Annotated in this window: 24 protein-coding genes and 1 tRNA gene; 15 read left to right on the forward strand and 10 right to left on the reverse strand. The window is 60.2% G+C overall.

Going from position 1 to position 25,441, the window contains the following annotated elements; translation table 11 throughout:
• Positions 1-58 precede the first annotated feature (58 nt).
• Both gltX and DWB67_RS06510 read left to right on the forward strand, forming a co-directional pair.
• A complete protein-coding gene (gene gltX / locus DWB67_RS06505; RefSeq protein WP_119806718.1) occupies positions 59-1,378 on the forward strand; it encodes a glutamate--tRNA ligase in 1,320 nt (439 codons plus the stop codon).
• A 160-nt stretch (positions 1,379-1,538) separates the two neighbouring features.
• A tRNA-Met gene (locus DWB67_RS06510) sits at positions 1,539-1,615 on the forward strand.
• A gap of 270 nt (positions 1,616-1,885) precedes the next feature.
• On the opposite strand, the gene DWB67_RS06515 is transcribed toward DWB67_RS06510, so the two are convergent.
• A complete protein-coding gene (locus DWB67_RS06515; RefSeq protein ID WP_119806719.1) occupies positions 1,886-3,358 on the reverse strand; it encodes a mannitol dehydrogenase family protein in 1,473 nt (490 codons plus the stop codon).
• Between the two features lie 148 nt (positions 3,359-3,506).
• Positions 3,507-4,538 (reverse strand): LacI family DNA-binding transcriptional regulator, encoded by a 1,032-nt coding sequence (locus DWB67_RS06520; protein ID WP_119806720.1) that lies wholly within the window; start codon positions 4,536-4,538, stop codon positions 3,507-3,509.
• Between the two features lie 190 nt (positions 4,539-4,728).
• Between DWB67_RS06520 and DWB67_RS06525 the strand changes: the two genes are divergently transcribed.
• Positions 4,729-6,210: a phospholipase D-like domain-containing protein gene (locus DWB67_RS06525; protein WP_182911509.1), complete on the forward strand. Its 1,482-nt coding sequence runs from the start codon at positions 4,729-4,731 to the stop codon at positions 6,208-6,210.
• On the opposite strand, the gene DWB67_RS06530 is transcribed toward DWB67_RS06525, so the two are convergent.
• Positions 6,193-6,894, reverse strand: coding sequence for an autoinducer binding domain-containing protein (locus DWB67_RS06530; protein ID WP_182911510.1), 702 nt, complete (start codon positions 6,892-6,894; stop codon positions 6,193-6,195). The genes DWB67_RS06525 and DWB67_RS06530 overlap by 18 nt on opposite strands.
• A 319-nt stretch (positions 6,895-7,213) precedes the next feature.
• On the opposite strand from DWB67_RS06530, the gene DWB67_RS06535 reads away from it, so the two are divergent.
• Both DWB67_RS06535 and DWB67_RS06540 read left to right on the forward strand, forming a co-directional pair.
• Positions 7,214-8,272 carry an aldo/keto reductase gene (locus DWB67_RS06535; protein WP_119806722.1) on the forward strand — a complete coding sequence of 353 codons (1,059 nt, stop codon included), beginning with the start codon at positions 7,214-7,216 and terminating at the stop codon, positions 8,270-8,272.
• Between the two features lie 57 nt (positions 8,273-8,329).
• Positions 8,330-9,256 (forward strand): DnaJ C-terminal domain-containing protein, encoded by a 927-nt coding sequence (locus tag DWB67_RS06540; protein ID WP_119806723.1) that lies wholly within the window; start codon positions 8,330-8,332, stop codon positions 9,254-9,256.
• On the opposite strand, the gene DWB67_RS06545 is transcribed toward DWB67_RS06540, so the two are convergent.
• The 3 genes from DWB67_RS06545 to ccmI form a co-directional block, all read right to left on the reverse strand.
• Positions 9,253-9,429: a DUF1289 domain-containing protein gene (locus DWB67_RS06545; RefSeq protein ID WP_119806724.1), complete on the reverse strand. Its 177-nt coding sequence runs from the start codon at positions 9,427-9,429 to the stop codon at positions 9,253-9,255. The two genes, DWB67_RS06540 and DWB67_RS06545, sit on opposite strands and share 4 nt — an antisense overlap.
• A 72-nt stretch (positions 9,430-9,501) precedes the next feature.
• Positions 9,502-9,972: a Holliday junction resolvase RuvX gene (gene ruvX / locus DWB67_RS06550; RefSeq protein WP_119806725.1), complete on the reverse strand. Its 471-nt coding sequence runs from the start codon at positions 9,970-9,972 to the stop codon at positions 9,502-9,504.
• Positions 9,969-11,198: a c-type cytochrome biogenesis protein CcmI gene (gene ccmI, locus DWB67_RS06555; RefSeq protein WP_119806726.1), complete on the reverse strand. Its 1,230-nt coding sequence runs from the start codon at positions 11,196-11,198 to the stop codon at positions 9,969-9,971. The genes ruvX and ccmI overlap by 4 nt, the downstream gene beginning before the upstream one ends.
• A 189-nt stretch (positions 11,199-11,387) precedes the next feature.
• On the opposite strand from ccmI, the gene DWB67_RS06560 reads away from it, so the two are divergent.
• From DWB67_RS06560 to der, 9 genes are all read left to right on the forward strand, one after another.
• Positions 11,388-12,653 (forward strand): sarcosine oxidase subunit beta family protein, encoded by a 1,266-nt coding sequence (locus DWB67_RS06560; protein WP_119806727.1) that lies wholly within the window; start codon positions 11,388-11,390, stop codon positions 12,651-12,653.
• A gap of 91 nt (positions 12,654-12,744) precedes the next feature.
• The gene (locus DWB67_RS06565; protein WP_119806728.1) at positions 12,745-12,948 is read left to right on the forward strand and encodes a hypothetical protein; all 204 of its coding nucleotides are present in this window, start codon (positions 12,745-12,747) and stop codon (positions 12,946-12,948) included.
• A 138-nt stretch (positions 12,949-13,086) separates the two neighbouring features.
• Positions 13,087-13,419 carry a sarcosine oxidase subunit delta gene (locus DWB67_RS06570; RefSeq protein WP_119806729.1) on the forward strand — a complete coding sequence of 111 codons (333 nt, stop codon included), beginning with the start codon at positions 13,087-13,089 and terminating at the stop codon, positions 13,417-13,419.
• Positions 13,419-16,349 carry a sarcosine oxidase subunit alpha family protein gene (locus tag DWB67_RS06575; RefSeq protein ID WP_119806730.1) on the forward strand — a complete coding sequence of 977 codons (2,931 nt, stop codon included), beginning with the start codon at positions 13,419-13,421 and terminating at the stop codon, positions 16,347-16,349. Before DWB67_RS06570 ends, DWB67_RS06575 begins: the two co-directional genes overlap by 1 nt.
• On the forward strand, positions 16,342-16,860 hold the full coding sequence (locus tag DWB67_RS06580) for a sarcosine oxidase subunit gamma (RefSeq protein WP_119806731.1): 519 nt from the start codon (positions 16,342-16,344) through the stop codon (positions 16,858-16,860). The genes DWB67_RS06575 and DWB67_RS06580 overlap by 8 nt, the downstream gene beginning before the upstream one ends.
• Positions 16,861-16,980: 120 nt before the next feature.
• A complete protein-coding gene (locus tag DWB67_RS06585) occupies positions 16,981-17,580 on the forward strand; it encodes a superoxide dismutase (protein WP_119806732.1) in 600 nt (199 codons plus the stop codon).
• A 162-nt stretch (positions 17,581-17,742) separates the two neighbouring features.
• Positions 17,743-18,414, forward strand: a complete 672-nt coding sequence (locus DWB67_RS06590; protein ID WP_119806733.1) for a tetratricopeptide repeat protein — start codon at positions 17,743-17,745, stop codon at positions 18,412-18,414.
• A gap of 38 nt (positions 18,415-18,452) precedes the next feature.
• Positions 18,453-19,775 (forward strand): PQQ-like beta-propeller repeat protein, encoded by a 1,323-nt coding sequence (locus DWB67_RS06595; RefSeq protein WP_119806734.1) that lies wholly within the window; start codon positions 18,453-18,455, stop codon positions 19,773-19,775.
• Positions 19,772-21,262 (forward strand): ribosome biogenesis GTPase Der, encoded by a 1,491-nt coding sequence (gene der, locus DWB67_RS06600; RefSeq protein WP_119806735.1) that lies wholly within the window; start codon positions 19,772-19,774, stop codon positions 21,260-21,262. Before DWB67_RS06595 ends, der begins: the two co-directional genes overlap by 4 nt.
• A 36-nt stretch (positions 21,263-21,298) precedes the next feature.
• Here der and DWB67_RS06605 read toward each other — a convergent pair whose 3' ends face one another.
• From DWB67_RS06605 to DWB67_RS06620, 4 genes are all read right to left on the reverse strand, one after another.
• Positions 21,299-21,976, reverse strand: coding sequence for a hypothetical protein (locus tag DWB67_RS06605; RefSeq protein WP_182911511.1), 678 nt, complete (start codon positions 21,974-21,976; stop codon positions 21,299-21,301).
• A gap of 155 nt (positions 21,977-22,131) precedes the next feature.
• Positions 22,132-23,424, reverse strand: a complete 1,293-nt coding sequence (serS, locus tag DWB67_RS06610; protein ID WP_119806737.1) for a serine--tRNA ligase — start codon at positions 23,422-23,424, stop codon at positions 22,132-22,134.
• Positions 23,425-23,542: 118 nt separating this feature from the next.
• Positions 23,543-23,908 (reverse strand): helix-turn-helix transcriptional regulator, encoded by a 366-nt coding sequence (locus DWB67_RS06615; RefSeq protein ID WP_119806738.1) that lies wholly within the window; start codon positions 23,906-23,908, stop codon positions 23,543-23,545.
• The gene (locus tag DWB67_RS06620) at positions 23,905-24,324 is read right to left on the reverse strand and encodes a SoxS protein (protein WP_255418578.1); all 420 of its coding nucleotides are present in this window, start codon (positions 24,322-24,324) and stop codon (positions 23,905-23,907) included. The genes DWB67_RS06615 and DWB67_RS06620 overlap by 4 nt, the downstream gene beginning before the upstream one ends.
• A 136-nt stretch (positions 24,325-24,460) precedes the next feature.
• On the opposite strand from DWB67_RS06620, the gene meaB reads away from it, so the two are divergent.
• Positions 24,461-25,432: a methylmalonyl Co-A mutase-associated GTPase MeaB gene (gene meaB / locus DWB67_RS06625; protein WP_119806739.1), complete on the forward strand. Its 972-nt coding sequence runs from the start codon at positions 24,461-24,463 to the stop codon at positions 25,430-25,432.
• Positions 25,433-25,441: the final 9 nt, after the last annotated feature.

Raw genomic sequence — 25,441 nt, forward strand, 5'->3', positions numbered from 1 at the left:
ATGATATGGACAAAAACCGCCTTCTGTGAAAGAGCAACTGGTAACAGGAGACGCCCCAATGACCATCACCCGCTTCGCACCATCGCCCACCGGCCATATCCATGTCGGGAATTTGCGCACTGCTCTGTTCAACTATCTGATCGCCCGCAAGAACGGCGGCCAGTTCATCCTGCGCCTGGATGATACGGATCAGGAACGGTCCAAGCAGGAATATGTGGACGGGATCAAGCGCGACCTTGACTGGTTGGGCCTGCATTGGGACCGCGTCGAGCACCAGTCGCTGCGGCTGGAACGGTATAACGACGTCGCCGCCGACCTGCGTGCGTCGGGACGTTTTTACGAGGTTTTCGAAACCCCGACCGAGCTGGACCTGAAGCGCAAGAAACAGCTGAACATGGGCAAGCCGCCGGTCTATGACCGCACGGGCCTGAACCTGTCGGATGCCGATAAGGACCGTCTGCGCGCCGAAGGGCGTCAGGGGTATTGGCGCTTCCAGCTGGATCTGGAACGGATCGAATGGAATGACGGCATCCTTGGCGATATTTCCATTGATGCGGCTTCGGTCAGTGACCCTGTGTTGCTGCGCGCAGATGGTCAGGTTCTTTATACCTTTGCCAGCAGCGTGGATGACACCGATATGGGCGTGACCCATATCGTGCGTGGTTCGGACCATGTCACCAATACGGCGACCCAGATCCAGATCATCAAGGCCATCGGCGGCACACCCCCCAGCTTTGCCCACCACAGCCTGCTGACCGGTGCCAAAGGCGAGGAACTGTCCAAGCGAATCGGTGCCCTGTCGCTGAAAGATCTGCGCGAAAACGGCGTCGCCCCCGAGGCGTTGCTGGCGTTGATGGGCCGTCTGGGATCGGGCCAACCCGTCACGTTGGTGTCGCTGGATGAACTGGCCGAAAGCTTTGATCTGGCGCAATTCGGGGCCTCGCCCACGAAATTTGACGCCGAGGATCTGTGGCCGCTGACCCGTGAACGCAACCAGTCGCTGCCCTTCGATCAGGTCGCGGACCGCATCGCCGCCCTTGGCGTTCCCGCCGATCTGGCCGAACGTTTCTGGCGCGTTGCTTCGCAGAACATCACCCGTCTGGAGGATCTGGACGCATGGTGGCAGATCTTCAGTCAAGGCGCCGAACCGCAGATCGACCCCGAGGATGCAGAATTTATCGCACAGGCGATGACCATGCTGCCGCCGCCACCCTATACCGACCAGACGTGGGGTGAATGGACCACCGCTGTAAAGGCCGCCACAGGCCGTAAGGGCAAGGGCCTGTTCATGCCGCTGCGCAAGGCCATTACCGGTCAGGCACACGGCCCTGAAATGTCGGACGTCATGCCGCTGGTGCAGGTCGTTAAGGCCCGCTGATCCCCCACGACAGACCCTGTGATAACGCCGCCTGCCGCATACCGGCAGGCGGCGTTTTACATTGTGCCAAGTGGCTGCGGAAAAATTAGCGGATTGGCAAAAAATCTTGCAATATCCGCTTGACGCTCCCCGCAACTCGATCTAAATCGGCCCCACTTGTGGCGGAGTAGCTCAGTTGGTTAGAGCAGCGGAATCATAATCCGCGTGTCGGGGGTTCAAGTCCCTCTTCCGCTACCAGTCTTCCCCTTCCGGAAATGACTGTAGGACATCTCGCAATGCGTTGTGTTCTCTATCTGCGGTCGCAGATGTGACAGGTATTGCAGGCATCAGAATACACCTTGCATGAAGCCCTTGCCGCGCATTTTTCAGTAAATTCAAATGTGGATTAACGGGTGCGGTTCTTGGTCCCGCCGAACTTTAGCGCAAGTGCGACTTATCTGTTGCCGGCACCGCGTCGTCCAGATGCATATGAAAAAAGCCCCCGCAGATGCTGCGGGGGCTTTTTCATCAGGCGGTGGTATAGCTACGCATCGCAGCCTCGGCCCCGTCGGACCAGATCATCGTCAGCCAGTGCGTGAAGGCGTCCACGAAGGGCGTAGCCTGCGCCAGATCGCCATAGATGCGCGACTGTTCCAGCCATGCCGCGGGGCGGTCCTTGGCGGCCAATGCGACCGGAACTATGCTGTCCCAGAAGGGGTCGTTCGGCTCGATCACCGATCCATCCTCGCGCGTGCCGGCGGCCATGCGGGCCCAAAGTGCCTCGACCAGTGCCAGACCTTCCACGCTGCGACCGGCGACCAGCTGGTCGCGCAGGATCGGCAGCACAAAGCCGGTGTGGCGCGACGAACCGTCAAAAGCGACGCGGCGGGTGGTGTCGACAATACGCGGGTTCGAAAAACGCTGCGTGATCAGATCGACATAGGCGGCAGGGGTCATGCCGGGGACTTCATGCACGGTCGGTGCAATTTCGGTATGTTCGACGCGTTCGAACATTGCCTTGATCAGCGGATGCTGCATGCAGCCCGAAATGGTCTTGACCGACAACAGATCGCCGACATTGGCCAGAACCTGATGGCCCGCGTTCAGGATGCGGATCTTCATCGTCTCATAGCTGTGGACGTCGGGGGTAAAAGTCGCACCAACAGCCGAGAAATCGGGACGGCCCGCGCAGAAGGCATCCTCGATCACCCATTGGCGGAAGGGTTCATGGGTGACAGGGGCTTTGTCATCAATGCCCAGATCACGCACCAATGCCAGTTCGTCCGGTCCGGTGGCGGGGGCGATGCAATCGACCATCGAGTTCGGGAAGGTGACGTTGGTGTCGATCCAATCGGCCAGATCGGCGTCGGTCAGGCGGGCCAGCGACACGACGGTCTGGCGCAGGATATCGCCATTGCCCTGCAGGTTGTCACAGGACAGGCCGGTGAAAGGGCCGGTGCCTGCTGCTTTGCGTGCGGCAAGGGCCGCAACCATGGCGCCGAATGCGGTGCGCGGCGTGGTCGGGTTTGCCGCGTCATGGACAATATCGTCATGTCCGGCGTCAAACGCCTTGGTGACGGGATCAAGGTAATAGCCGCCCTCGGTCACGGTCAGGGATACGATGCGGATGGCCGGATCGGACATCTGGCGGATCAGCGCGGCATTGTCGTCATCGATCGGCAGATAGTCGATCATCGAGCCGACAACCTCGGCCGACAATTGTTCCGGTGTCAGCTGGACAAGGGTCGTCAGGCAATCCTGTGCCAGCAGGCGGTCGCGCATATTGCGGTCCGCCGGACGCACGCCCGCACCGATGATTGCCCAGTCATGCGCCTGTCCGGCCTGCATCAGACGATGTAGATACCACGACTGGTGGGCACGGTGGAAATTGCCGACGCCAATATGAACGATGCCGGCGGTCAGTGCCTTACGGTCATATTCGGGATGTGCGATGGTCAGCTGGTCAAGCGTGGCATCGCCGAGGGCGATCAGATTGGTCATGTCCCGAATTCCTTGTTCTGCGATAGGGGGCCGGATCTGCCAAGATCATACGGAAAGCGGCGCTTATCGTCCAAATTCCGGCTTGGCTTATCAGGCGATGCGGGGTGGCGTCAAATTAAACTTTACGCGCGTAAATCATGATGCGAAATCACGCGGAATCCCGCATGATCAGGCGGCCTTCCAGCAGCGTCTCGACGCGCGATGAAGGGGGTGTTTCCGTGTCGATGATCTGGAACAGGATATCGGCAGCCCCCTGCGCGATGGCGACGTAATCCTGTGCGATGGTCGTCAGCGGCGGGCAGGTGTAACGCGCGAAAGGGTGGTCGTCATGGCCGGCAATCCTGACGGTGGATTTTTCATCCAGACCGACGCGGATGTTTTGCTTATAGGCCGCGGCCAGCATGCCGATGGCCAGACGGTCATTGCTGCAAAGCACTGTATTGGTTGGGAACGACCCCTGCGCCAGAAGACGGCCACCTTCCGTGCTGCCGATTTCCTCGAAGTTCCAGCCCTGACCTTCGACCTGGAAAACATGGGCCGTTTCGCCCTGCTTGGCCATGCTGTCCAGATAGGCTTGGCGGCGCGTCAATGCGTTCGGGTTCGAGGGTGTTTTCATTTCGAAAAAGCAGGGCGGCTGGCCGCTGCGACACAGATATTGCACCATCAGCGAGATGCTGAAGTCATTGTTCGAACCGACAAACGCCTCACCAATATTAGGAATATTCGAGTCGAACAGAACAACCGGAATCTCACGCGCGAAAGAGGCAATGGCGTTTTTGTCGGAAGTATCACCACAGGGTGCCAGAAGAACCCCCGCGGGCTTCAGCGAACGCAGCGATTCAAGATTGTCCAGTTCCAGCTGAGGGCTGCCATGAGAGCTGAGAAGGATCGGGCTGTAGCCCGCGCGGATGCAGGCCAGTTCGACCTCTCGCCCGATTTCGGTAAAAAACGGGTCGGCCAGATAGGGAACCACAATGCCGATATTGCGTGTGCGGCGGCGGTTCTGGTTAATGGCGTAAACATTCGGGCGAAAGTCGAAAACCTGAAGGGCTTTTTCGACTTTGACACGGGTGCTGTCGCGAACGCTGGCGGCATCATTGAAGTATTTCGAAAGGGTTGGACGGGAAATGCCGCTAACTTTTGCAAGCTCGTCCATATTGCGTATCTTCTTCTGGGGCATGACACTCACTTCTGAACGGGCGAATAATTTCACAATAATTTAATGTAAAATTTAACGCGCGTCAATGATTTTGTAAAGTTTATGCAATGTGATGGTTTGCGTCCTTGTGGAACGATGGCTTTGTGACCAAGTTGGGTCTGCGCCTATAGGGCACAAACAGTTGATGTATCAGAGAGATGGGGAAGATCGGATGGACAGGCGACTGGCACGTCCTGGGCAGAATTGCTGGCGGGTCGAACAGGCGGGGCGTTTCGCCGTCATCGCGGATGCAGATGATTATTTCCGTGCCGTCCGGCGTGCTATGCTGCAGGCGCGCCACAGCATCCTGATGGTTGGCTGGGATTTTGACGCCAGAATCAAGCTTGGCGATGCCAGTGATGATGGCGGTCCGGCCAAGCTGGGCGACTTTGTCATGTGGCTGACAAAAAACCGGCCATCGCTACACGTGCGCTTGCTGCGTTGGGATACCGGTGCTTTCAAAACCATGTTCAGCAGGTCGACATTCCTGACCGTGCTGCGATGGAAAGCCCATCCGCGGATCACATTGCGGCTGGATTCAAAGCATCCATTGGCCAGCTCCCATCATCAGAAAATTGTGGTGATTGACGATTGCATCGCCTTTTGCGGGGGAATCGATATCACCGAAGGCCGGTGGGACACCCGTCAGCACAAGGATGATGACCCGCGCCGCGTCAGTCCCAAAGGCAAAGCAATGCCGCCCTGGCATGATGCAACCAGCGCGTTTGATGGACCTGCGGCCCGCGCCATGGGTGATCTGGCGCGTGACCGCTGGCGCATCGCATCGGGCAAGGAACTGCAACCTGTGGATGCGACGACGGATTGCTGGCCAGAGGGTTTGTCCCCGACATTCCGTGATGTCGATGTAGCAATCGCACGGACCCGCCCCGACATTCCCGAAGTCGAACCCTCGTTCGAGATCGAACAGATGTATCTGGACCTGATCGCCAGCGCCAAGCGACGGATCTATGCCGAAAGCCAGTATTTCGCCTCGCGCAAGGTGGCACAGGCGATTGCCAAGCGACTGGTCGAAGAAGACCCGCCCGAGATTGTCATCGTCAACCCGATCACCGCGCAGGGGTGGTTGGAACCGATTGCCATGGATACCGCCCGCGCCCAGCTGTTCGAGGCGTTGAAGCAACTGGACCACCGCGACCGTTTCCGCATCTTCCATCCGGTCACGGATGCAGGTGCAGAGATTTATTGCCATGCCAAGGTAACGATTGTCGATGACACCTATCTTCGTGTCGGCTCGTCGAATTTCAACAACCGGTCCATGCGTCTTGATACGGAATGCGATGTTGTTATTGCGGCCGAGCAGGATGGACAGGACGAACTGCGCGACCAGATCACCGATTTACGCAATGATCTTCTGGCCGAACATCTTGAAATGTCTTTGCAGCAAGTTGGGGACGTACTGGCCGAAGACGACAGCCTGATCCGGTTGATCGAAAGCAATTGCCGCACCCGCGGGCATGGTCGCACAATGATTCCCTTCGAAATCCCCGAGCTGAACGGTTTTCACGAATGGCTGGCCGAAAACGAAATTCTTGACCCCGAAGGGCCTGATCAGATTTTCGAATCGATCGACGAACGTGGTCTGTTCAAGAACTGGAACCTGCGCCGGTGGCGAAAATCACGTGTCAGTCGATGACGGACTAAACGGCAGCCCTTTGACAAAGCCCGAATATGTATTGCTGTTCAGTAGGCCCAGATCGATGGCCTTCAGGATCGCCTCGGAGTTTTCTTCGGCACCAAGGACATTACGCGCCGTATGCAACCTGTAACGCAGGGCCGTGCGCGAAATGCCCAGATGCGCGCAAGCCTGTTCATAGGTCATACCGCAGGCAATTGCGTCCAGCGCCTCGACCAGAATGGGTCGCATGGCAGTGGATCGGGCAAGAATATCATGGCCCTGTACGAGCAGATCATACATTTTTGTAATTTCGGCGTCGGTAAAATTCCGGTCTGATCGTGCTGCCCCCATCATGGAGCGGGACGAAGCTGGCCCACAGCTTAGGGTGACACCAAAGTGCAATCCGTATTCTGCAGCGGTGGGGATAACATTGATAGGGTCGCCGATTTGTTCGGCCAGATCGTCCCAGCGGATCGTACCTTCCTGCAAAACCGCCCATACAACCGACGGGTCCGCAACAATCATATTCTGCCGGGTATAGGCCGCCAGCCAGTCGCCGGGATACGTGCAGATCCGTCTGACAGGCCGCGAAAAACGGACGTGATATCCGACCATATAACCGCGCGGTGACAGCCTGTCCAAGGCAGTTTCAATCTGGGTAAGTGATTGTAATGGCATAAAACCGTGCGTTTTGGATGTCATCATGCTGGGTTGCTTCAGACTAGTATACCAGAATTGGTATTTTTCCTAATAGATTCGCGTCAATGGGGGCATACCTGACCACGTTGCGATATGGTCACATAGCCCTATGGGGCTATAGCCCAATCCCGACCGCTCGCCTAGATTGCCGATCAGAAATACCGTTTTTAAAGAGTACGGATTAATAAATCCTTATTTGCATTGTAGAGGGCATCCGAAAGGGTGCCCTTTTTTTACGACCGGAGCATTGCGCCTTAGTTGCTTGCGCCCGTCGTCACGTCCGCTAGCTTGCATGTGAATATCCGGTAATGGGAAGCTATCTATGAAGCGCGTCAATTTAGGCGGCAGCAATGTCGAGGTCAGCCAGATCTGCCTTGGCACGATGACCTTCGGAAACCAGACCGACGAAGCGCAATCGCATGCCCAGATGGACATGGCAGTTGATGCCGGTATGACCTTTATGGATTGTGCCGAAATGTATCCGGTCAACCCTGTGCGGGCCGAAACCATGGGCGGTTCGGAAAAGGTGATCGGTCGCTGGCTGGCAAAGTCCGGCAATCGCGACAAGGTCCAGATTGCCACCAAGATCACCGGACCTAACCAGAAAATCCGTGCTGGAAAGCCCTATGACGGGGCGACGGTGCGTGAAACCATCGACGCCTCGCTTCAGCGCTTGCAGACGGATTATATCGATCTTTACCAGCTGCATTGGCCTGTCCGCGGCTCATACGGTTTCAGACAGAACTGGAACTTCGATCCCTCGGGGCAGGATAAGGCCAAAACGCTGGATCATATGGCAGATGTGCTTCATGCCCTGTCTGATGCCGTGCGCGCAGGCAAGCTGCGCAGTGTCGGTCTGTCGAATGAATCCGCTTGGGGTCTGGCGCGCTGGTGCGATGTGGCTGACCGCACGGATGGGCCACGCATGGCCGCGATCCAGAACGAATATTCACCGCTCTATCGTCTCTATGACACCGATCTGGCCGAAGCTGCCGTGAACGAGGACGTTACGCTGTTGTCCTATTCCCCGCTGGCGGCGGGTTTGCTGACCGGGAAATACGCCGATGGCGCTGTTCCCGAAGCCAGCCGCGCAGCCGTTGACAAGGCGACTGGCGGGCAGGGCAATCTGGGTGGCCGAAAAACCAAGCGCGCGATGAAAGCCGCCGCCGCCTATGGCGCTTTGGCGGCAGAACATGGCTGGGATGTGATCCATATGGTCATTGCCTGGCAGCTGACGCGGCCCTTCAAGGTGGTGCCGATCATCGGGGCGACCTCGACCAGTCAGCTGGCGCATCTGATCGCCGGTTTTGACCGCGAATTGCCGGATGAACTGGTGCGCGGGATCGATCGTTTGCATCGGGCCCATGCGTTACCCTATTGATGCAGGCAAACGCGCCTCTATCTTGTCGATGAGGTAACAGAAGATGAAAGGCCGATCATGGCAGGCGATCCGTATCAAGCACTGGGCGTATCCCGCAGCGCAACCGCTGACGAGATAAAGAAGGCCTATCGTCGGATTGCCAAAACCGACCATCCGGATCTGAATTCCGATCCGGCGGCCGTGGCGCGGTTTACGGCGGCCTCGGCGGCATATGATCTGCTGAAAGACCCCGAACAACGGCAACGCTTTGATTCGGGCCAGATCGACGCGCAGGGTCAGGAACGCGCCACCCAACGTCAGTGGCGCCAGCAGCCCGGTGGCGGCAATCCCTTCGGGGGCGGCTTTGGCGGGCAGGCGCAGGACCCAGATCTGGCAGATGTCTTTGCGGATCTGTTCGGTCAGCGCCAAGGTCAACGGGCGGGCGGTTTCGGCGGCTTTGGCGGTTTCGCCGGACGCAGCGACCAGCGCGGTCAGGATGTGCGTCTGCCGTTGCGGGTCGACTTTCTGACCGCAGCTAAAGGCGGGTCACGCCGCATCACGCTGCCATCGGGCGGCACGCTTGAGGTGACAATCCCGAAAGGGGTGCGCGATGGCCAGACCATCCGACTGCGCGGCAAGGGTGAAGCGGGTATCGGACGTGGCGAAGCGGGCGATGCCTATCTGGATGTCGCCGTGGCCGAGCATCCGCATTTCAAACGCGATGGCGACGATATCCTGCTGGTTCTGCCGATCAGTCTGGACGAGGCTGTGCTGGGCGGCAAAGTTGCCGCGCCGACGATTGATGGCGCGGTGAACCTGTCGATTCCGAAAGGGGCGACCTCGGGCCAGAAATTGCGGCTACGGGGCAGGGGGGTGAATGGTGGCGACCAACACGTCGAGCTGCGTGTAGCTATGCCGTCGAAGATCGACCCCGAGCTGGAAATTTTTATTGAAAAATGGCGCGATACGCATGGCTATGATCCGCGCAAGGGCATGACCTCTTAACGGAGGGGATCCAGCCGGCGTTCGCGGTCTGGCAGGCGGTCCATAACCGCCCTGCGCGCTTGTGGCGTCATTATGCCCCATGACGCAATTTCATCCAGCGTGCGAAAGCAGCCGATGCAGATGTCATGGTCGGCATCGATCTGGCAGATCTGGATGCAGGGGCTGTCGGTCATTCTGGCCTCGGGTGGGTTTGCAAACGGGGGGACGGGACGGGCAAAGCCCGTCCCGGTCGCTGCCGCTGGGCGTTAGCGGGCGATATACCGCAGGCGGTCCAGCGCACCTTGCAGGATATATCCGGCGGCGACCTGATCGATCACCTCGGCGCGGCGTTTGCGGGATGTGTCCCCCTCGAGCAGGGCGCGTTCGGCGGCGACGGTGGAAAGGCGTTCGTCCCAATAGCCGATCGGCAGATCCGTCAGGCGCGACAGATTGCGGGCGAAAGCGCGTGTGGATTGGGCGCGGGGGCCTTCGCTGCCGTCCATATTGCGGGGCAGGCCAAGGATCAGGCCGGTCAGGCCGCGATCCTTGGCGATGACCAGCAACGCCTCGGCATCAAGGGTGAATTTCTGTCGTCTGATCACCGTGATCGGTGATGCGACCTGACGCATGCTGTCACTGACAGCGACACCGATGGTTTTGGTGCCAAGGTCCAGCCCGGCCAGCGCCCCCATTGCAGGCAGGATGGTTGCCATTTCGGCGATATCTTCGAAAATCATTCGGTCATTCCTGCGGTTCTTGCGGCCTCTTCGATCGTGTCGAGGGCCTGCGGGCTGTCGGCAAAGCGGCTGCGCGCTTCGGAAAGGATTTCGGCGGCCTGATCGCTGCGGTCCAGCACCGCCAGCGATCCGATCAGGCGGGCCCATTCCTGCGGTGTGCCGCCTTCGGTCGCAAGGCGTTGTTGCAGCCCGTCGACCATATTCGCAACCATATCCTGACGTTCGCTTTCAGTCAGATCGCCTGCGGCTGTCACCGCATCGGCGTCGGGCCCGGGCAGGACAGCGGGGGCGGGTGGAACGTAATCGGCATGTCCTGCAAGCCATGCCAATTCCCCGATCGCGTTGCGGATGGTGGGTTGCCAGGGGGCATCGTCGGGCCCTTGTTCCAGCAGCTGCTGCCAGATGGGAAAGGCGCGGTCGGGGCGGCCATTCTGGATCAGCAGCACCCCTTGCAGATAGCGTGCCTGCGGTTGGTCGGGGTTCAGCTTCAGGGCGCGGACCAGCACTGCCTCGGCCTGCGGGGTGATGATGCCACCTGCGGCATTGATCATCAGCGTCGCCAGTTGCATCAGCTGGACGTCATCGGCCTGATCGCCCAGCGCCTGCACCAGATGGTCCTGTGCGGCCAATGCGGCTGACAGATTGCCAAGGCGCATTTCGTTGCTGGCCAACAGGTCAAGGCCGGTCGGATCATCGGGGTTTTGTGCCACCGCATCGCGCAACTGGTCGATCATGCCCAGAAACTCGGTATCGACCTGCGACAGGTCGGGGGCGGGCAAGGCAGGTGCAAGGGCGGCGGCCTGCGTCTGGTCGGGGCGGTTGTGATAGGCGGTATCCGCAGCGGCAATACGTTCGCCCATCGGCATGTCGCGGGCACCCACAACCCCTTCGCGCAGATAGAGCGCGACCGTGCCCGCCATGGCAACCGCAACGATCACGGCTGCCCAAAGAATGCCGCCCGATGATTTTGCGGGTCCGGCCTGTGACAGCCGCTTGTCGGCATCCAGCACCTTGCGGCCGATTTCGGCGCGCAGGCGCTGTGCGTCCTCGGGCTGGATGACGCCGCGGTCCAGATCGCGGTCCACCTCGGACAGCTGGTCGCGATAGACTTGCAGGTCATAGGCTGCGGCGGGTTGCGCCGCGGCATCCGACCGCCCCCGCCAGATGGGCGCAAGAATGGTAAAGGCGACAATTGCGGTCAGGCCCGCAGCCAAAATCCAGAACATCGGCATCCTCCGTTGGGCTTCTTCCCTAGCGGTGTTCGGACAGAATCAAAAGCGTTGCCAGTGGTGCAGACACGCGGATGTGCCCGCCAGATCGTCGCATGTCGCATTTTGACGTGATCTGCCGCATGCCGCCTTGGCGCGCGATCCCTTCGCGGCCATGCTGCGGGTGATTCACCTGTGGAAGCAATTATGTCCGACGCACCCAAATCCGGCCGCTATTCCGTCTTTGCCATCGCGAAGCAGGCGCTGCGCCAGCATTCGGGCTGGAACCGTGCATGGGCCAGCCCCGCGCCCCGTGACAGGTATCAGGTGGTGATTGTCGGCGCAGGCGGGCACGGGCTGGCAACCGCCTATTATCTGGGCAAGAATTTCGGCATCACCGATGTCGCGATCATCGAAAAGGGCTGGTTGGGTGGCGGAAATACCGGTCGCAATACGACCATCATCCGGTCGAATTATCTGCAGGATCCTTCGGCGGCGATTTATGATAAGGCATTGAAGCTGTATGAAGGACTGTCGCAAGACCTGAACTATAACGTCATGTTCAGCCCGCGCGGTCTGATCATGCTGGCCCAGACCGAACATGAGGTTCGCGGCTATAAGCGCACCGTCTATGCCAACAATCTGCAAGGGGTCAGCACCGAATGGCTGGACCCGCAGCGGGTCAAGGATCTGGTTCCGATCATCAACCTTGATGGCCCGCGCTATCCCGTGCTGGGCGGGCTGTATCAGGCCCGTGGCGGCACGGCGCGCCATGACGCGGTCGCATGGGGCTATGCCCGCGCCTGTTCCGACATGGGCATGCACATCATCCAGAACTGCGAGGTGACGGGCGTCGAAACCGACGGCGGACAGGTTCGGGCCGTCAACACCTCGAAGGGGCGTATCGGCTGTGACAAGCTGGCGATGGTCGTGGCAGGTCATTCCAGCCAATTGGCGGAAATGGCGGGTTTCAGGCTGCCGATCGAAAGCGTTGCCTTGCAGGCGCTAGTCAGTGAACCGGTCAAGCCCTGTATGGATGTCGTTCTGATGGCCAATACCGTGCATGGTTATCTGTCCCAATCGGACAAAGGTGAAATGGTCATCGGGGGCGGCACCGACGGTTTCAACAATTTCACCCAACGCGGGTCATGGCAGCATATCGAGGAAACCGTCCGCGCCCTGATCGAGACATTTCCGATGCTGTCCCGTCTGAAGATGCTGCGCCAATGGGGTGGTATTGTCGATATGACGGGTGACCGGTCGCCCATCCTCTCCACCACCCCTGTCGGCGGTATTTTCGTCAATTGTGGCTGGGGCACCGGCGGGTTCAAGGCGATTCCCGGGTCCGGTTGGGCAATGGCTGAATTGGTCTCCAAAGGCACCCCCGGTCCGCTGGCCGCCGATTTCGGTCTGAACCGCTTTCGCGAGGGGCGATTTATCGACGAATCCGTCGCCGCTGGCGTGGCACATTAGACATGATTGCGCCGATGCGGGGTGTTTGCGGAACCTATATGGTGGTCAACAGCTTGGTCACAGGTAACAGATGTGACCGAAGGGGAAAGCCATGGCTGACCGCAACAATAACGCACTTTATTTCATCGTCGGCGGCATTGTCGTCGTTGTCGCCTTCCTGTTCTTCTTCATGGCGGGCGGAGAGGTTGCCGATCCGGCACCTGCCGATGCGGGGGGCGATACCAACATCAGCGTCGATGCCGCACCAGAAGCGGACGTGCCTGCGGAAACAGCACCTGCGGAGCCTGCAAACTAGGCTAACTGACTGCACTCCGGTTCGGGGGTATGACGCCTCCGGACCCGTATTTCCTGACATCGCCACCACCTGTGCCGCACGGTCCTGCCGCTGCGGTATTTTTGCATATCCAATCACGGCCTTCGCAAGGATTACCCGATGCTGACGCTGACCTGCCCCTATTGCGGCATCACTGCCGAGGAAACCGAATTGCATCCCGGAGGAGAGGCGCATCTGACCCGCGTTGGTCCGACCGGCACCGATGAGGAATTCGAGGCCTATATGTTCGCCCGCAAAAACCCCAAGGGCGTCAACTTCGAACGCTGGCGTCATGCCTATGGCTGCGGCAAGTGGTTTCTGGCGGCCCGTTGTACGGCGACGTTGCAGGTGTTTGGTACTTACAAGTCGCAGAACGCCCATCCGCCTGCTGACATCGTTGCGGCGATCCGCAAGTCCCGCCCCGATTGGAACCCTGACTGGACGGCCGAATAATGACCCATATGCCCCCCTTCCGCCTGCCTGCCGGTGGCCGTCTGATCGACCGTGCGCTTCAGGTCCCTTTCCGCTTTGACGGGCGTCACTTGCGTGGCCTGACGGGGGATACGCTTGCCTCGGCGCTTTTGGCCAATGGCCAGATGCTGATGGGCCGGTCGTTCAAATATCACCGCCCGCGCGGCCCATTGGCGTCGGGTGCCGAAGAACCCAACGCCCTGTTCGGTCTGGGCCAAGGTGGCCGGTTCGAGCCGAACCAGCGTGCCACAACCACCGCGCTGACCAACGGGATGATCCTGCGCAGCCAGAACTGCTGGCCCAGCCTTGAAGCCGATATCGGGTCGGTGAACAACTGGCTGTCGCCGTTCCTGCCGGCGGGCTTTTATTACAAGACCTTCATCCATCCGCGCCCTTTCTGGAAACATGTGTTTGAACCCGTCATCCGCCACAGCGCGGGTCTGGGCCGTGCGCCGACCGACCCCGATCCCGACCGCTATGAACAGGCCTATAGCTTTGCCGATACGGTCGTCGTTGGTGGCGGTATCGCGGGTCTGACAGCGGCGCGCGATGCGGCTGATGCGGGCGGACAGGTGCTGGTGCTGGAACAGACCGCGCATTGGGGCGGACGGACGCCCAACGACCATGATGGCGGTCAGATGGCGATTGACGCCCTGCTGGCCGATCTGCGTGCCCGCGACAATGTTACCATGCGCCGCAACACTATGGCGACGGGGCTTTACGACCACGGCTATCTGATCGCGCGTGAGGCTTTGGCCGATCACGATCCGAACCAGGGCATCCCGCGTCAACGCCTGTGGCGTATCCGGACGGGGCAGGTCATCACCGCCACCGGCGCGTTGGAGCGTCCGTTATCCTTTGCCTGCAACGATGTACCGGGGGTGATGCTTGCATCATCCGTACGCGATTTTATCGCTGATTTCGGCGTCGCGCCGGGGCAACGGATTGTGGTTGTCACGAATAATGACGACGCCTATCGCACTGCGCTGACCGCTGTTGCGGCAGGGCTGGATGTGCCCGCAATTATCGACGCACGCCCGCAGGCCATTGGCGATCTGCCTGATGCGGCGCGTCGTGCGGGGATTACCGTCCTGACCGGCAGCGGCATCGCCAAGGTCAAGGGCAGCCGCAATGTCGAAGGAGTGGTCATCTGTGACCAGTCCGGTGACGGTACGCCGACCCAGACGATCGAGTGTGATGTGGTTGCCATGTCGGGCGGCTGGTCGCCGGTTGTGCATTTGTACAGCCATTGCGGTGGCAAGCTGGTCTGGGACGACGCGCAGGCGATGTTCCGCCCCGATCCCGACCGCCCGCCCTTGGGCGCGGATGGCACCGGCAATGTCACGGTCGTGGGGGCCGCCAATGGCGATCTGCGCTGTGCCACGGGTCTGGAGCAGACCGAAGGCGCGACCCAGCCTGTCTGGGTCATGCCCGCCAATGCCCCGTACAAGCTGCGGGCCAAAATGTGGCTGGATTTCCAGAACGACGTGAAGGTCACCGATGTCGAACTGGCCGCGCGCGAAGGTTATGCCTCGGTCGAACATACCAAGCGCTATACCACGCTTGGCATGGCCACCGATCAGGGCAAGCTGTCGAACATCAACGGGTTGGCCGTGCTGTCCAATGCGCTGAACCAGCCCATTCAGGCGACGGGCACGACGACCTTCCGCCCGCCCTATACGCCGCTGACCCTTGCTACCATCGCAGCCGAGGCCAAGGGCGACGCATTCCAGCCGCTGCGCAAGACGCCGATGCACGACTGGCACGAAAACCACGGCGTGTCCTGGGAACCGGTCGGGCATTGGCGCCGGGCCTATTGCTATCCCCGCGGGGCCGAGGATCGCCATGCAGCGGTCAACCGTGAAATCATGGCGGTGCGCAATGCGGTGGGGACGCTGGATGCCTCGACCCTTGGTAAGATCATCGTCAAGGGGCCGGATGCGGGCCGTTTCATGGACATGCTGTACACCAACATGATGTCCACGTTGCCGGTCGGCAAATGCCGGTACGGGCTGATGTGCAGCGAAAACGGCTTTCTAATGGATGACGGCGTAGTGGCGCGCCTGTCTGATGACACATGGCTGTGCCACACCACCACCGGCGGCGCGGACCATATCCACGGCCATATGGAGGATTGGCTGCAATGCGAATGGTGGGACTGGCAGGTCTATACCGCCAATGTCACCGAACAATATGCGCAGATCGCCGTCGCCGGTCCCAAGGCGCGCGAATTGCTGGACCGCATGTCGGGCAGCATCGACCTGTCACAGGACGCATTGCCGTTCATGACTTGGGCGCAGGGCGATATTACGGGCATTCCGGCGCGTGTCTTCCGCATCAGCTTTTCGGGCGAGCTTAGCTATGAGATCGCCGTCCCTGCCAACCGGGGGCTGGAACTGTGGGAACAGCTGCACCATGCGGGCCATGACCTGAACATCACCCCCTATGGCACCGAGGCGATGCATATCATGCGCGCCGAAAAGGGCTTTATCATGATCGGGGATGAAACCGACGGCACGATCATCCCGCAGGATCTTGGTCTGGATTGGGCGATTTCCAAGAAAAAGACCGATTACATCGGCAAGCGCGCCCAAAGCCGCAGCCATATGACGGATGGCAACCGCTGGAAACTGGTGGGGCTGGAAAGCCTGAATGGCGATGTCATTCCCGACGGGGCCTATGCGGTGGATCAGGGCCTCAACCCCAACGGCCAGCGTCGCGTGCAGGGGCGCGTCACCTCCAGCTATCATTCGCCGACGCTGGACAGACCGATTGCGATGGGGTTGGTCAAACACGGCCCCGGCCGCATGGGTCAGGTGTTGGATTTCCCCATGCCCTCGGGCGAGGTGATGCAGGCGCGGATCGTCGATCCGGTGTTCTTTGACAAAGAAGGAGGCCGTTTGAATGGCTAATCCGCTGGCCACCATCACCCGCCAGACCGGCCTTGGCATGATCACCATCCGTGCCGATCTGGACCGCGCAGGCGACGCCATTGCCGAAGGCGTGGGCCTTGCCATTCCCGACACCGCGGGTATGACCGGTGACGGGACGCGCATCCTTGCATGGATGTCACCGGACGAACTGATGCTGATGCTGCCCGCCGCCGAAACCCCCGGGGCGATGACGGCGCTGGAACAGGCGCTGACCGGCGAACACGGGTTAATCGTCGATATGTCGGACGCGCGTGCGGTTTTCGATGTTACCGGTCCGGATGCGGCGGATGTGATTTCCAAACTGGTGCCTGTCGATGCTGCGGCCATGCCGACCGGCCACCTGCGCCGCAGCCGTGCCGCACAAACGGCGATTGCGGTCTGGCGGCATGGCGACGGGTTTCGCCTGTTCGGTTTCCGATCCACCGCCGATTATCTGGAACTGATCCTGCAGAATGCCGCGATTGCGGGCAGCCAGCTGGCACCGCGCTAAGGGGGGCGGGCGCTTCATTCCTGCAAAACTTGGAACTGCCCAAGAACCCTTGCGTTGGTGATGTGAATGCGCGACCTTGCGCCGCGATCGAAGACCTAAACCTTTTGAAAGGACCGCAAAATGGCCTTTACCCTTCCCGAACTTCCCTATTCGCACGACGCCCTTGCTGCCGCTGGCATGTCCAAGGAAACGCTGGAATACCACCACGACAAGCACCACAACGCCTATGTTACCAAGCTGAACGAGCTGGTCGCCGGCACCGAGTGGGAAGGCAAGTCGCTGGAAGACATCGTCACGGGCACCTATAACAAGGACGCTGTGGCGCAGAACGGCATCTTCAACAATGCCAGCCAGCATTGGAACCACGCCCAGTTCTGGGAAATGATGGGTCCGAATCCCGGTCCGATGCCCGCAGAACTGGAAACGGCAATCGTTGACAGCTTCGGTTCGGTCGATGCGTTCAAGAAGAAATTCACCGACGCAGGTGTTGGCCAGTTCGGTTCGGGCTGGGTGTGGCTGGTCAAAAATGCAGATGGCAAACTGGAAGTCACCAAGACCGAAAACGGCGTGAACCCGTTGTGCTTTGGGCAGACCGCGCTGTTGGGCTGCGATGTCTGGGAACACTCCTATTACATCGACTTCCGCAATGTCCGCCCGAAATATCTGGAAAACTTCTTGGACAATCTGGTGAACTGGGAAAACGTTGCATCGCGCATGTGATCCGTTGATCTTTATCACAGAAAGGCCCGCCGCATCATCGGCGGGCCTTTTTTCATGCAGCCGCGAAGGCGTGATCGACAGGGGTGCGCGGCGGCATTGGCTTTTCCCACATTGGCGGTATAAGACCGTTGAAACGGCAGAACCAATCGGACGAAGGCGGGCATGGCCAACCAGAACGACAGCTTCATCGACGAAGTCACCGACGAATTGCGCCGGGACAAGCTTTACGGCAGTTTCCGCCGCTATGGCTGGATCGGTATTCTTGCAATCCTGCTGATTGTCGGCGGTGCCGCATGGCGTGAATACAGCCAGTCGCGTGACCGCGCTGCCGCAGAAAACTGGGGCGATGCTGTTCTGGCCGCGGTCGAGGCGCAGGACCCCGCAGCCATTCAGGCCATCGACCCTGCAGGTTCCGAGGGTCGCAAGGCCTTGTCGGGCCTGTTGTCTGCGAATGAATGGATTGCTGCCGGCAACGAAGACAACGCCGCCGCCGCCTTGCGTGATGTGGCGGCTGATGACGCTGCCGGAACGACCCTGCGTGATCTGGCCCAGCTAAAGCTGGTGATGCTGGAAGGGCAGGACATGGACCCTGCCGAACGTGACGCCACACTGACGCGCATCTCGCGTCCGGGGGCACCTTTCGAACTGCTGGCATTGGAACAAAAGGCCGTCGCCCTTGTGGGGGCAGGCCGGTCCGAGGATGCCATTACCCTGATCCGTCAGATCCAGCAGAAAGACGGCCTAAGCGAAAGCTTGCGTCGCCGCCTGTCCGAGATGATGATTGCCTTGGGCGTCGAGCCTGAACAGATTGATGCGATGACCGCCCCCAACTGAGGGGCCGGAAACACGACTGGACGAGGGGAGAGGCGAGGATGACCGCCACGCTGCGACTGACCTTGGCGATTGCCGCAGGACTTGGACTGGCCGCCTGCGGCAAAGACGACATCTTGCCGGGCGAACGGCTTGATCCGCTGGCCGTGATCTCTCCGGATGGACCGGCGGTTCAGGGACCTGCGGGTGTCTCCAGCACGGCGCTGTCGCTTGCGGCCCCTGTGACGAATGGCGAATGGACGCATCGTGGTGGCAATGTCGCCCATGCGCCGGGTCATGTGCAATTGGGGGCGGGGACGAACCGCATCTGGTCGGCCACCATCGGCGAAGGCGACAACCGCGGCCACCGTATCACCGCGGATCCCGTTGTTGCCGCAGGTCGCGTCTTTACGCTGGACAGCCGCGCCACCGTGACCGCCACCGCCCTGAACGGCGGTCGCGCCTGGAGCACGGATGTTACCCCTGTGCAGGAAAATCCCGACAGCGCATCGGGTGGTGGTCTTGCCTATGAAGGTGGCCAGATTTTCGTGACCACCGGCTTTGGTGAACTGGTCGCGCTTGATGCCGGAACCGGTGCCATCCAGTGGCGCCAGCGCGTGGATGCCGCAATCAGTGGCGGTCCTGCGGTGCAGAACGGTGTTGTTTACGTTGCGGCACGAAATTCGGTCGGCTGGGCTGTGCGGGCCAGCGATGGCAAGGTGCTGTGGCAGACATCGGGCACGGCCTCCGGATCGGGGGTTATGGGCGTTGCTGTGCCTGCGGTGCAGGGCAATACGGTGATCTTCCCCTTCTCCTCGGGACAGATGCTGGCGGTTGATCGCAACACCGGCCTGAACAATTGGGCCACCCAGATCGGCGGCACGCGCAATGGCCGCAGTATTGCCGTGATCCGCGATATCACCGGCGATCCGGTTATTTCGGGCAGCCGCGTCTATGCCGGTACGTCCTCGGGGCGGATCGAGGCTGTTGATATGGCCAGCGGCTTGCAGGACTGGACCACAGCCGAAGGTGCCAACAGTCCGGTTATTGTGGCCGGCGGTTCCGTCTTTGCAGTCAATGATCAGGCCGAACTTGTGCGTCTGGATGCTGCCACCGGCGCAGTGATCTGGCGCAAGACGATGCCCTATTACACCGATGACCGGGCCAAGAAGCAGCAAAAGATCTATGCACATTACGGACCTGTCCTTGCAGGTGGGCGGTTGTATGTTGCCTCCAGTGATGGCATGTTGCGTGCCTTCGATCCCGCGTCCGGTGCGTTGGTCGGTCAGGGTGAAATCCCCGGAGGCGCTGCCTCTGCCCCCGTCGTTGCCGGTCAAACCCTTTACGTCGTTGCACGCAACGGCCAGTTGCATGCGTTGAAATGACATTTACACTCGCCATCGTCGGCAGGCCCAATGTGGGCAAATCCACTCTGTTCAACCGTCTTGTCGGCAAAAAGCTGGCGCTGGTTGACGATCAACCAGGCGTCACCCGCGACCTGCGCGAAGGCGCGGGCCGTCTAGGCGACCTGCGGTTCATCGTCATCGACAGCGCCGGTCTTGAAATCGCCGAAGATGACAGCCTTCAGGGCCGTATGCGCCGCCTGACGGAACGTGCCGTGGATGAGGCTGATATCTGTCTGTTCGTGGTCGATGCCCGCGTTGGCGTCACAGCAGCGGATGAATATTTCGCCGAAATCCTGCGCCGTCGTGCCAAGCATGTCATCGTCGCGGCCAATAAATCCGAAGGCAAGGCCGGTGAAGCCGGCGCAATGGAGGCCTATGCTTTGGGCCTTGGCGAACCGCTGATGATTTCAGCCGAACACGGCGAAGGCATGGACGATCTGTACCGTGTCCTGATGCCGCTGGCCGACCGGATCGACGCGGAACGTCCCGCGCCGATCGAGGCTGTGGTCGATATTGCCCTGTCGGATGAAGATGCCGAAAGCGGCGAAGGCGAAGAGGAATGGCGTCCTTCGGAAAGCCGTCCCTTGCAGCTGGCCGTGATCGGACGTCCGAATGCTGGTAAGTCTACGCTGATCAATAAGATCATCGGCGAAGACCGCCTGCTGACCGGCCCCGAGGCTGGCATTACTCGCGATTCGATCAGTGTGACCACGACGTTCATGGACACACCGATGCGGATTTTCGACACCGCAGGCATGCGCAAGCGTGCCAAGGTGACGGATAAGGTCGAAAAGCTGTCGGTTGCCGACGGCCTGCGTGCCGTCCGCTTTGCCGAGGTTGTGGTTGTTCTGCTGGACGTCGATATCCCCTTTGAACAGCAGGATCTGCGGATCGCGGATTTTGCCGAAACCGAAGGTCGTGCTGTTGTTATTGCTGCGAATAAATGGGACCTTGAAGAAGACAAACCCCATAAGCTGAACGAATTGCGCGCCAATTTCGAAAAGCTGCTGCCGCAGCTGCGTGGTGCGCCGCTTGTCACAGTCTCGGCCCGCACGGGGAAGGGATTTGATCGTTTGCACAACGCCGTGGTCAAGGCGCATGAGGTCTGGAACCGTCGCGTTTCGACCGCGCGTCTGAACCAATGGCTGGGTGCAATGACCGAAAGCCATCCGCCCCCCGCGCCGGGTGGCCGTCGCATCCGTTTGCGCTATATGACGCAGGTCAAAACACGTCCGCCTGCATTCGTTGTCAAGGCGACCCATACCGACAAGATTCCGACCAGCTATCAGCGCTATCTAGTCAATGGTCTGCGGGTTGATTTCGATATGCCGGGAACGCCGATCCGGATCTTCTTCCGCGATCAGGGGGGCGATAACCCCTTCAAGGCGAAAGCCCAGAACGCAAAGATGAGCCAATCCGGCGCCTTGTCCAAACACAAGAACCGGCAAAAGCCGAAAGACAGCTGAAAAAAAGGGGGTCCGTTGCGGGCCCCTTTTTTACGTTCAGGTCGCAGCGCGGACTAATACGGCGGCCATCGCGGATATGCCCATGACTGCGGCCACAGCAACCACCGGATCGCTGCCCATGGTGGTGATAGTGAACGCGCAAAAGGCCCAGATCATCGCGCTGCAATATCCGATGCTGGGTCCGATCCACATCTGGGCGGCCATACCGATGGCGGCACCGGGCAGAATGGCCAAAGCCGATAACGCCTGCACCGGCAGGCCGAAACGGGCTGATCCGAAACCTGCCAGACCGGCCGACAGCACTGCTGTCGCCCAACCCGCAAAAAAGCTGATGGCGGGGCGTTTGCGCCCTGCCGATCGTCGCGCTGCAGCAATGGCCAGACCGGCGGTGGCAGCACTGCCCAGCAACATCACCTCGGGGGCGGAATCCAGCAGCCATGGCCAGATGGCACCCGTCAGTATGGCCGCACTGAAAAACGGCCAGACCGCACCGTGGACCTGACGCGCCACCGAGGTTTCGCTGGGATCGATGATCTGCCCGATTCCATCCAGCAAAAGCATGGCCCAAAGGGCAATCAACAGCCCCCACATCAGCAGGTTAAGCGGGTCCAGATACATCTGCGGGATTTTTGTTGCCGCATCCAGATCGATCTGAAGGGGCGGCGGCAGGATGGGCCCTGACAGGCGCGGGGCCCGCAAGGTCAGCAATGGCATCTGCACTGCGCGCGTTGCAAACATGGTTCCTGAAATAATAAGAACGATGGATGTCAGAAGCTGGATTATGGGGCCTGTTCTATTCATCCAGTCCAACGCGCGCCACGTGTCGGCAGTTTCGCGAAGGCCGCGCAGAAAGCGCGGCCTTGTCTTTATTATATCAACTGCCCGTCAGCAGTCAGTGTCGTGGCACCTGCCAGATAAGGATGCAGTGCTGCGGGGAATGTAACCGAACCATCTGCCTGCTGGCCGTTTTCCAGCACGGCAATCAGCGTGCGGCCGACAGCCAGACCCGAACCGTTCAGCGTATGGACAAATTCGGTCTTGCCACCACCGTCCGGGCGATAGCGCGCGTTCATGCGGCGGCCTTGATAATCGCCGCAATAGCTGACGCTGGAAATCTCGCGATAGCGGTTTTGACCGGGCAGCCAGACTTCAAGGTCATGCGTCACGCGCGCACCCGCACCCATATCACCGGTGCACAGAATCATGGTGCGATAGGGCAGTTCCAGCGCCTCTAGGACGGATTCGGCGCAGCGGGTCATGCGGGCGTGTTCGTCCAGACCGTTTTGGGCATCGGTGATCGACACCATCTCGACCTTTTCGAACTGGTGCTGGCGCAACATGCCGGTGGTATCGCGACCTGCACTACCCGCCTCGGAGCGGAAGCATTGGCTGTGGGCCACCATGCGGCGGGGCAGGGTGGATTGATCCATCAAATCGCCGTTGACGGTATTAGTCAGCGTGACTTCCGATGTCGGGATCAGCCAATACCCTTCGCGGGTCTTATAGCTGTCCTCGCCGAATTTCGGCAGCTGGCCGGTGCCCAGCATCATGTCTTCCAGAACCAGAACCGGCGTCCATGTTTCTTCCAACCCGTGCTTGGTGACATGCAGGTCCAGCATGAATTGGGCCAAGGCGCGGTGCAGACGCGCAATGGCACCTTTCAGCACGACAAAACGGCTGCCGGACAGTTTGGCACCGGTCTTGAAATCCATGCCGGGGACGACGCCTGCAATTTCGAAATGCTCGACCGGTTTGAAGTCCAGCGTGCGCGGGGTGCCCCAGCGGTGCAATTCGACATTGTCATCTTCGTCGCGGCCCACGGGCACGCTGTCCAAGGGCAGGTTCGGGATGCCCAGCAGCAGGTCGCGCAGTTGGGTGTCCAGATCGTCCGCCTCGGACTGCATCTGGGCGATGGCGGCTTTCTTTTCGGCCACAAGACCGCGCAGGCGCTGGAATTCATCCTCGTCGCCCTTGGCTTTTGCCGCGCCGACTTCCTTGCTGGCTTTGTTCTGTTCGGCCTGCGCGGTTTCAGCGGCCAGAATGCGCGCGCGTCTTTCGCTGTCCAGCGAGAGGATCTGCGAGGTCAGCCCTTCCAGACCGCGCTTGTTCAGCGCCGCTTCGAATGCTTCGGGGTTTTCTCGGATCGCACGGATGTCATGCATGTCGGCCACCTTCGCGGAAATTGAATGAAGGACTGACTAGCCCAAGCCGCGCGCCGACAAAAGCCTGCTGCCCGCTTGGGGGCATAAATATCTGTCACTTGTGGTGTCAGGCGGCCAGCTAATCCGCGCAGAACAGCCGGTACATCAGGGCCACAACCTCGGCTGCGCGGGGGTCCGATACCGAATAAAGCCGCGCCTTGCCGACACGACGCGACTGCACCAGCCCTTCGGTCCGCAGTCGTGCCAGTTGTTGGCTGACCGCAGCCTGTCGTTGTCCCAGCAGGCGTTCCAATTCGCCAACCGTCTTTTCCCCCGCCGACAGATGGCACAGAATCATCAACCGTCCCTCATGCGCCAGGGCCTTCATCAGTCCGCTGGCCTGATTGACCCGCTGCATCATATCCTGAACGTCGTTGGGTTTCCGGGGCGTCGGTTCGCCTTCTACCTGATGGCGGAGGGTGATCACATGATTTGTCTGTGTCATCGTTGAATTTCCTTGCCGGTCGAATCAAAGCCTGCCTGCGACATCATCTGTTCCAGTGCCGGATAAAAATGTTGCTGCCCGACATAGCCTTCGATGCGCCCGACTTCGGTACCCTTGTGCAGCAGGATAAAACTTGGTGTCAGCCGTGGTCTGCGTGCAAGTGCAAGGCCATCGGGATAGGGACCGTTCAGATCAACCTCGAACAACGGGGCGGCACGACCTATGGGTGATGCCGCAAATCCGGGCCCGATTTCGGCGCGCCACGCACGGCAGAACAGGCAAGCGGGTTCGGTTATCATCATCAGCCGCAATGGTGTTGCGTTCCAGTCGGGGTTAAATTGCGCCGCTGCGCCACTGCGTGGCAAAGCCAGCGCGGCAAGTATCGCAAAGACAGTGCGCCGGGACAGTCTGGACATTGCCGGTTCCCTCGGGCTTTCGAAGGAGAGAATTTTACCTCTTGTCGACTAGTATGACAAGGCGCAGTGGGGATTGTCGCCTATGCCCGGGTGGTCCACTCTGGCGGGAATGATTTCCGGGCCTTGGGGTAAGGTGATGCAAGACCTTCTGACACCGCTGATCACAGGTGACCGTCGTGCCTTATCACGGGCGATTACCTTGGTCGAATCAACTCGTGCCGATCATCGGCAGATGGCACAGGACCTAATTGCAGGTTTGCCCGACCGGCAGGCCCTGCGGATCGGGTTGTCCGGCACGCCCGGTGTCGGGAAATCCACCTTTATCGAGGCGTTCGGGACCAAATTGACCGAACAGGGTCTGAACGTCGCAGTTCTGGCGGTCGATCCGTCCTCGACCCGTTCGGGCGGGTCGATCCTTGGCGATAAAACGCGGATGGAAACCCTTGCCCGCAACCCGCGCGCGTTTATCCGGCCCTCGCCCTCGAACACGCATCTGGGCGGGGTGGCGCGCCGCACACGCGAAGCCATCCGCCTGTGCGAGGCTGCGGGCTATGACATTGTCATCATCGAAACGGTCGGAGTGGGGCAATCCGAAACGCTGGTTGCCGATATGTCGGACCTGTTCATCCTGTTGCTGGCCCCGGCGGGGGGGGATGAATTGCAGGGCGTCAAGCGCGGCATTATGGAAATGGCCGATCTGATACTGGTAAACAAAGCGGATGGTGATCTGCTGTCGCCCGCCACACGAACCGTCGCTGATTATGCCGGTGCCTTGCGGTTACTGCGAAAGCGCCCGCAGGACCCCGAAGGTTTTCCCAAGGCGCTGCCGGTTTCGGCCACGACGGGGGCGGGTCTGGACGCAGCATGGTCACAAATGCTGCATCTGGCCGGCTGGCGACGCGACCATGGCCATCTTGATCGCAACCGCGCCGAACAGGCCCGTCAGTGGTTCTGGTCCGAATTGCGCGGCGGTTTGCTGGCCAAGCTGGACCGCCCGAACGTCAAGGCCCGCGTCGATACTTTGGGCCAAAAGGTGGCGCAGGGGGATCTGCCACCGGCCCGCGCCGCGCAGGACATTCTGGACTGGCTGGATGATCATCGCGAATAGCTGCCCGAT

Source organism: Paracoccus sp. JM45, from assembly GCF_003590715.1.
Lineage (GTDB): Bacteria > Pseudomonadota > Alphaproteobacteria > Rhodobacterales > Rhodobacteraceae > Paracoccus.

Coding starts and splice junctions, on each gene's coding strand:
- DWB67_RS06620 (WP_255418578.1), bottom strand. CDS start 24,324: ATGTCCAGACTGTCCCGGCGCACTGTCTTTGCGATACTTGCCGCGCTG.
- DWB67_RS06515 (WP_119806719.1), bottom strand. CDS start 3,358: ATGACCAATCTGATCGCCCTCGGCGATGCCACGCTTGACCAGCTGACC.
- meaB (WP_119806739.1), top strand. CDS start 24,461: ATGCAAGACCTTCTGACACCGCTGATCACAGGTGACCGTCGTGCCTTA.
- DWB67_RS06535 (WP_119806722.1), top strand. CDS start 7,214: ATGAAGCGCGTCAATTTAGGCGGCAGCAATGTCGAGGTCAGCCAGATC.
- DWB67_RS06590 (WP_119806733.1), top strand. CDS start 17,743: ATGGCCAACCAGAACGACAGCTTCATCGACGAAGTCACCGACGAATTG.
- DWB67_RS06575 (WP_119806730.1), top strand. CDS start 13,419: ATGACCCATATGCCCCCCTTCCGCCTGCCTGCCGGTGGCCGTCTGATC.
- DWB67_RS06565 (WP_119806728.1), top strand. CDS start 12,745: ATGGCTGACCGCAACAATAACGCACTTTATTTCATCGTCGGCGGCATT.
- serS (WP_119806737.1), bottom strand. CDS start 23,424: ATGCATGACATCCGTGCGATCCGAGAAAACCCCGAAGCATTCGAAGCG.
- DWB67_RS06560 (WP_119806727.1), top strand. CDS start 11,388: ATGTCCGACGCACCCAAATCCGGCCGCTATTCCGTCTTTGCCATCGCG.
- ruvX (WP_119806725.1), bottom strand. CDS start 9,972: ATGATTTTCGAAGATATCGCCGAAATGGCAACCATCCTGCCTGCAATG.
- DWB67_RS06595 (WP_119806734.1), top strand. CDS start 18,453: ATGACCGCCACGCTGCGACTGACCTTGGCGATTGCCGCAGGACTTGGA.
- DWB67_RS06545 (WP_119806724.1), bottom strand. CDS start 9,429: ATGACCGACAGCCCCTGCATCCAGATCTGCCAGATCGATGCCGACCAT.
- der (WP_119806735.1), top strand. CDS start 19,772: ATGACATTTACACTCGCCATCGTCGGCAGGCCCAATGTGGGCAAATCC.
- DWB67_RS06580 (WP_119806731.1), top strand. CDS start 16,342: ATGGCTAATCCGCTGGCCACCATCACCCGCCAGACCGGCCTTGGCATG.
- DWB67_RS06520 (WP_119806720.1), bottom strand. CDS start 4,538: ATGCCCCAGAAGAAGATACGCAATATGGACGAGCTTGCAAAAGTTAGC.
- ccmI (WP_119806726.1), bottom strand. CDS start 11,198: ATGTTCTGGATTTTGGCTGCGGGCCTGACCGCAATTGTCGCCTTTACC.
- gltX (WP_119806718.1), top strand. CDS start 59: ATGACCATCACCCGCTTCGCACCATCGCCCACCGGCCATATCCATGTC.
- DWB67_RS06605 (WP_182911511.1), bottom strand. CDS start 21,976: ATGCCATTGCTGACCTTGCGGGCCCCGCGCCTGTCAGGGCCCATCCTG.
- DWB67_RS06530 (WP_182911510.1), bottom strand. CDS start 6,894: ATGACATCCAAAACGCACGGTTTTATGCCATTACAATCACTTACCCAG.
- DWB67_RS06615 (WP_119806738.1), bottom strand. CDS start 23,908: ATGACACAGACAAATCATGTGATCACCCTCCGCCATCAGGTAGAAGGC.
- DWB67_RS06585 (WP_119806732.1), top strand. CDS start 16,981: ATGGCCTTTACCCTTCCCGAACTTCCCTATTCGCACGACGCCCTTGCT.
- DWB67_RS06540 (WP_119806723.1), top strand. CDS start 8,330: ATGGCAGGCGATCCGTATCAAGCACTGGGCGTATCCCGCAGCGCAACC.
- DWB67_RS06570 (WP_119806729.1), top strand. CDS start 13,087: ATGCTGACGCTGACCTGCCCCTATTGCGGCATCACTGCCGAGGAAACC.
- DWB67_RS06525 (WP_182911509.1), top strand. CDS start 4,729: ATGGACAGGCGACTGGCACGTCCTGGGCAGAATTGCTGGCGGGTCGAA.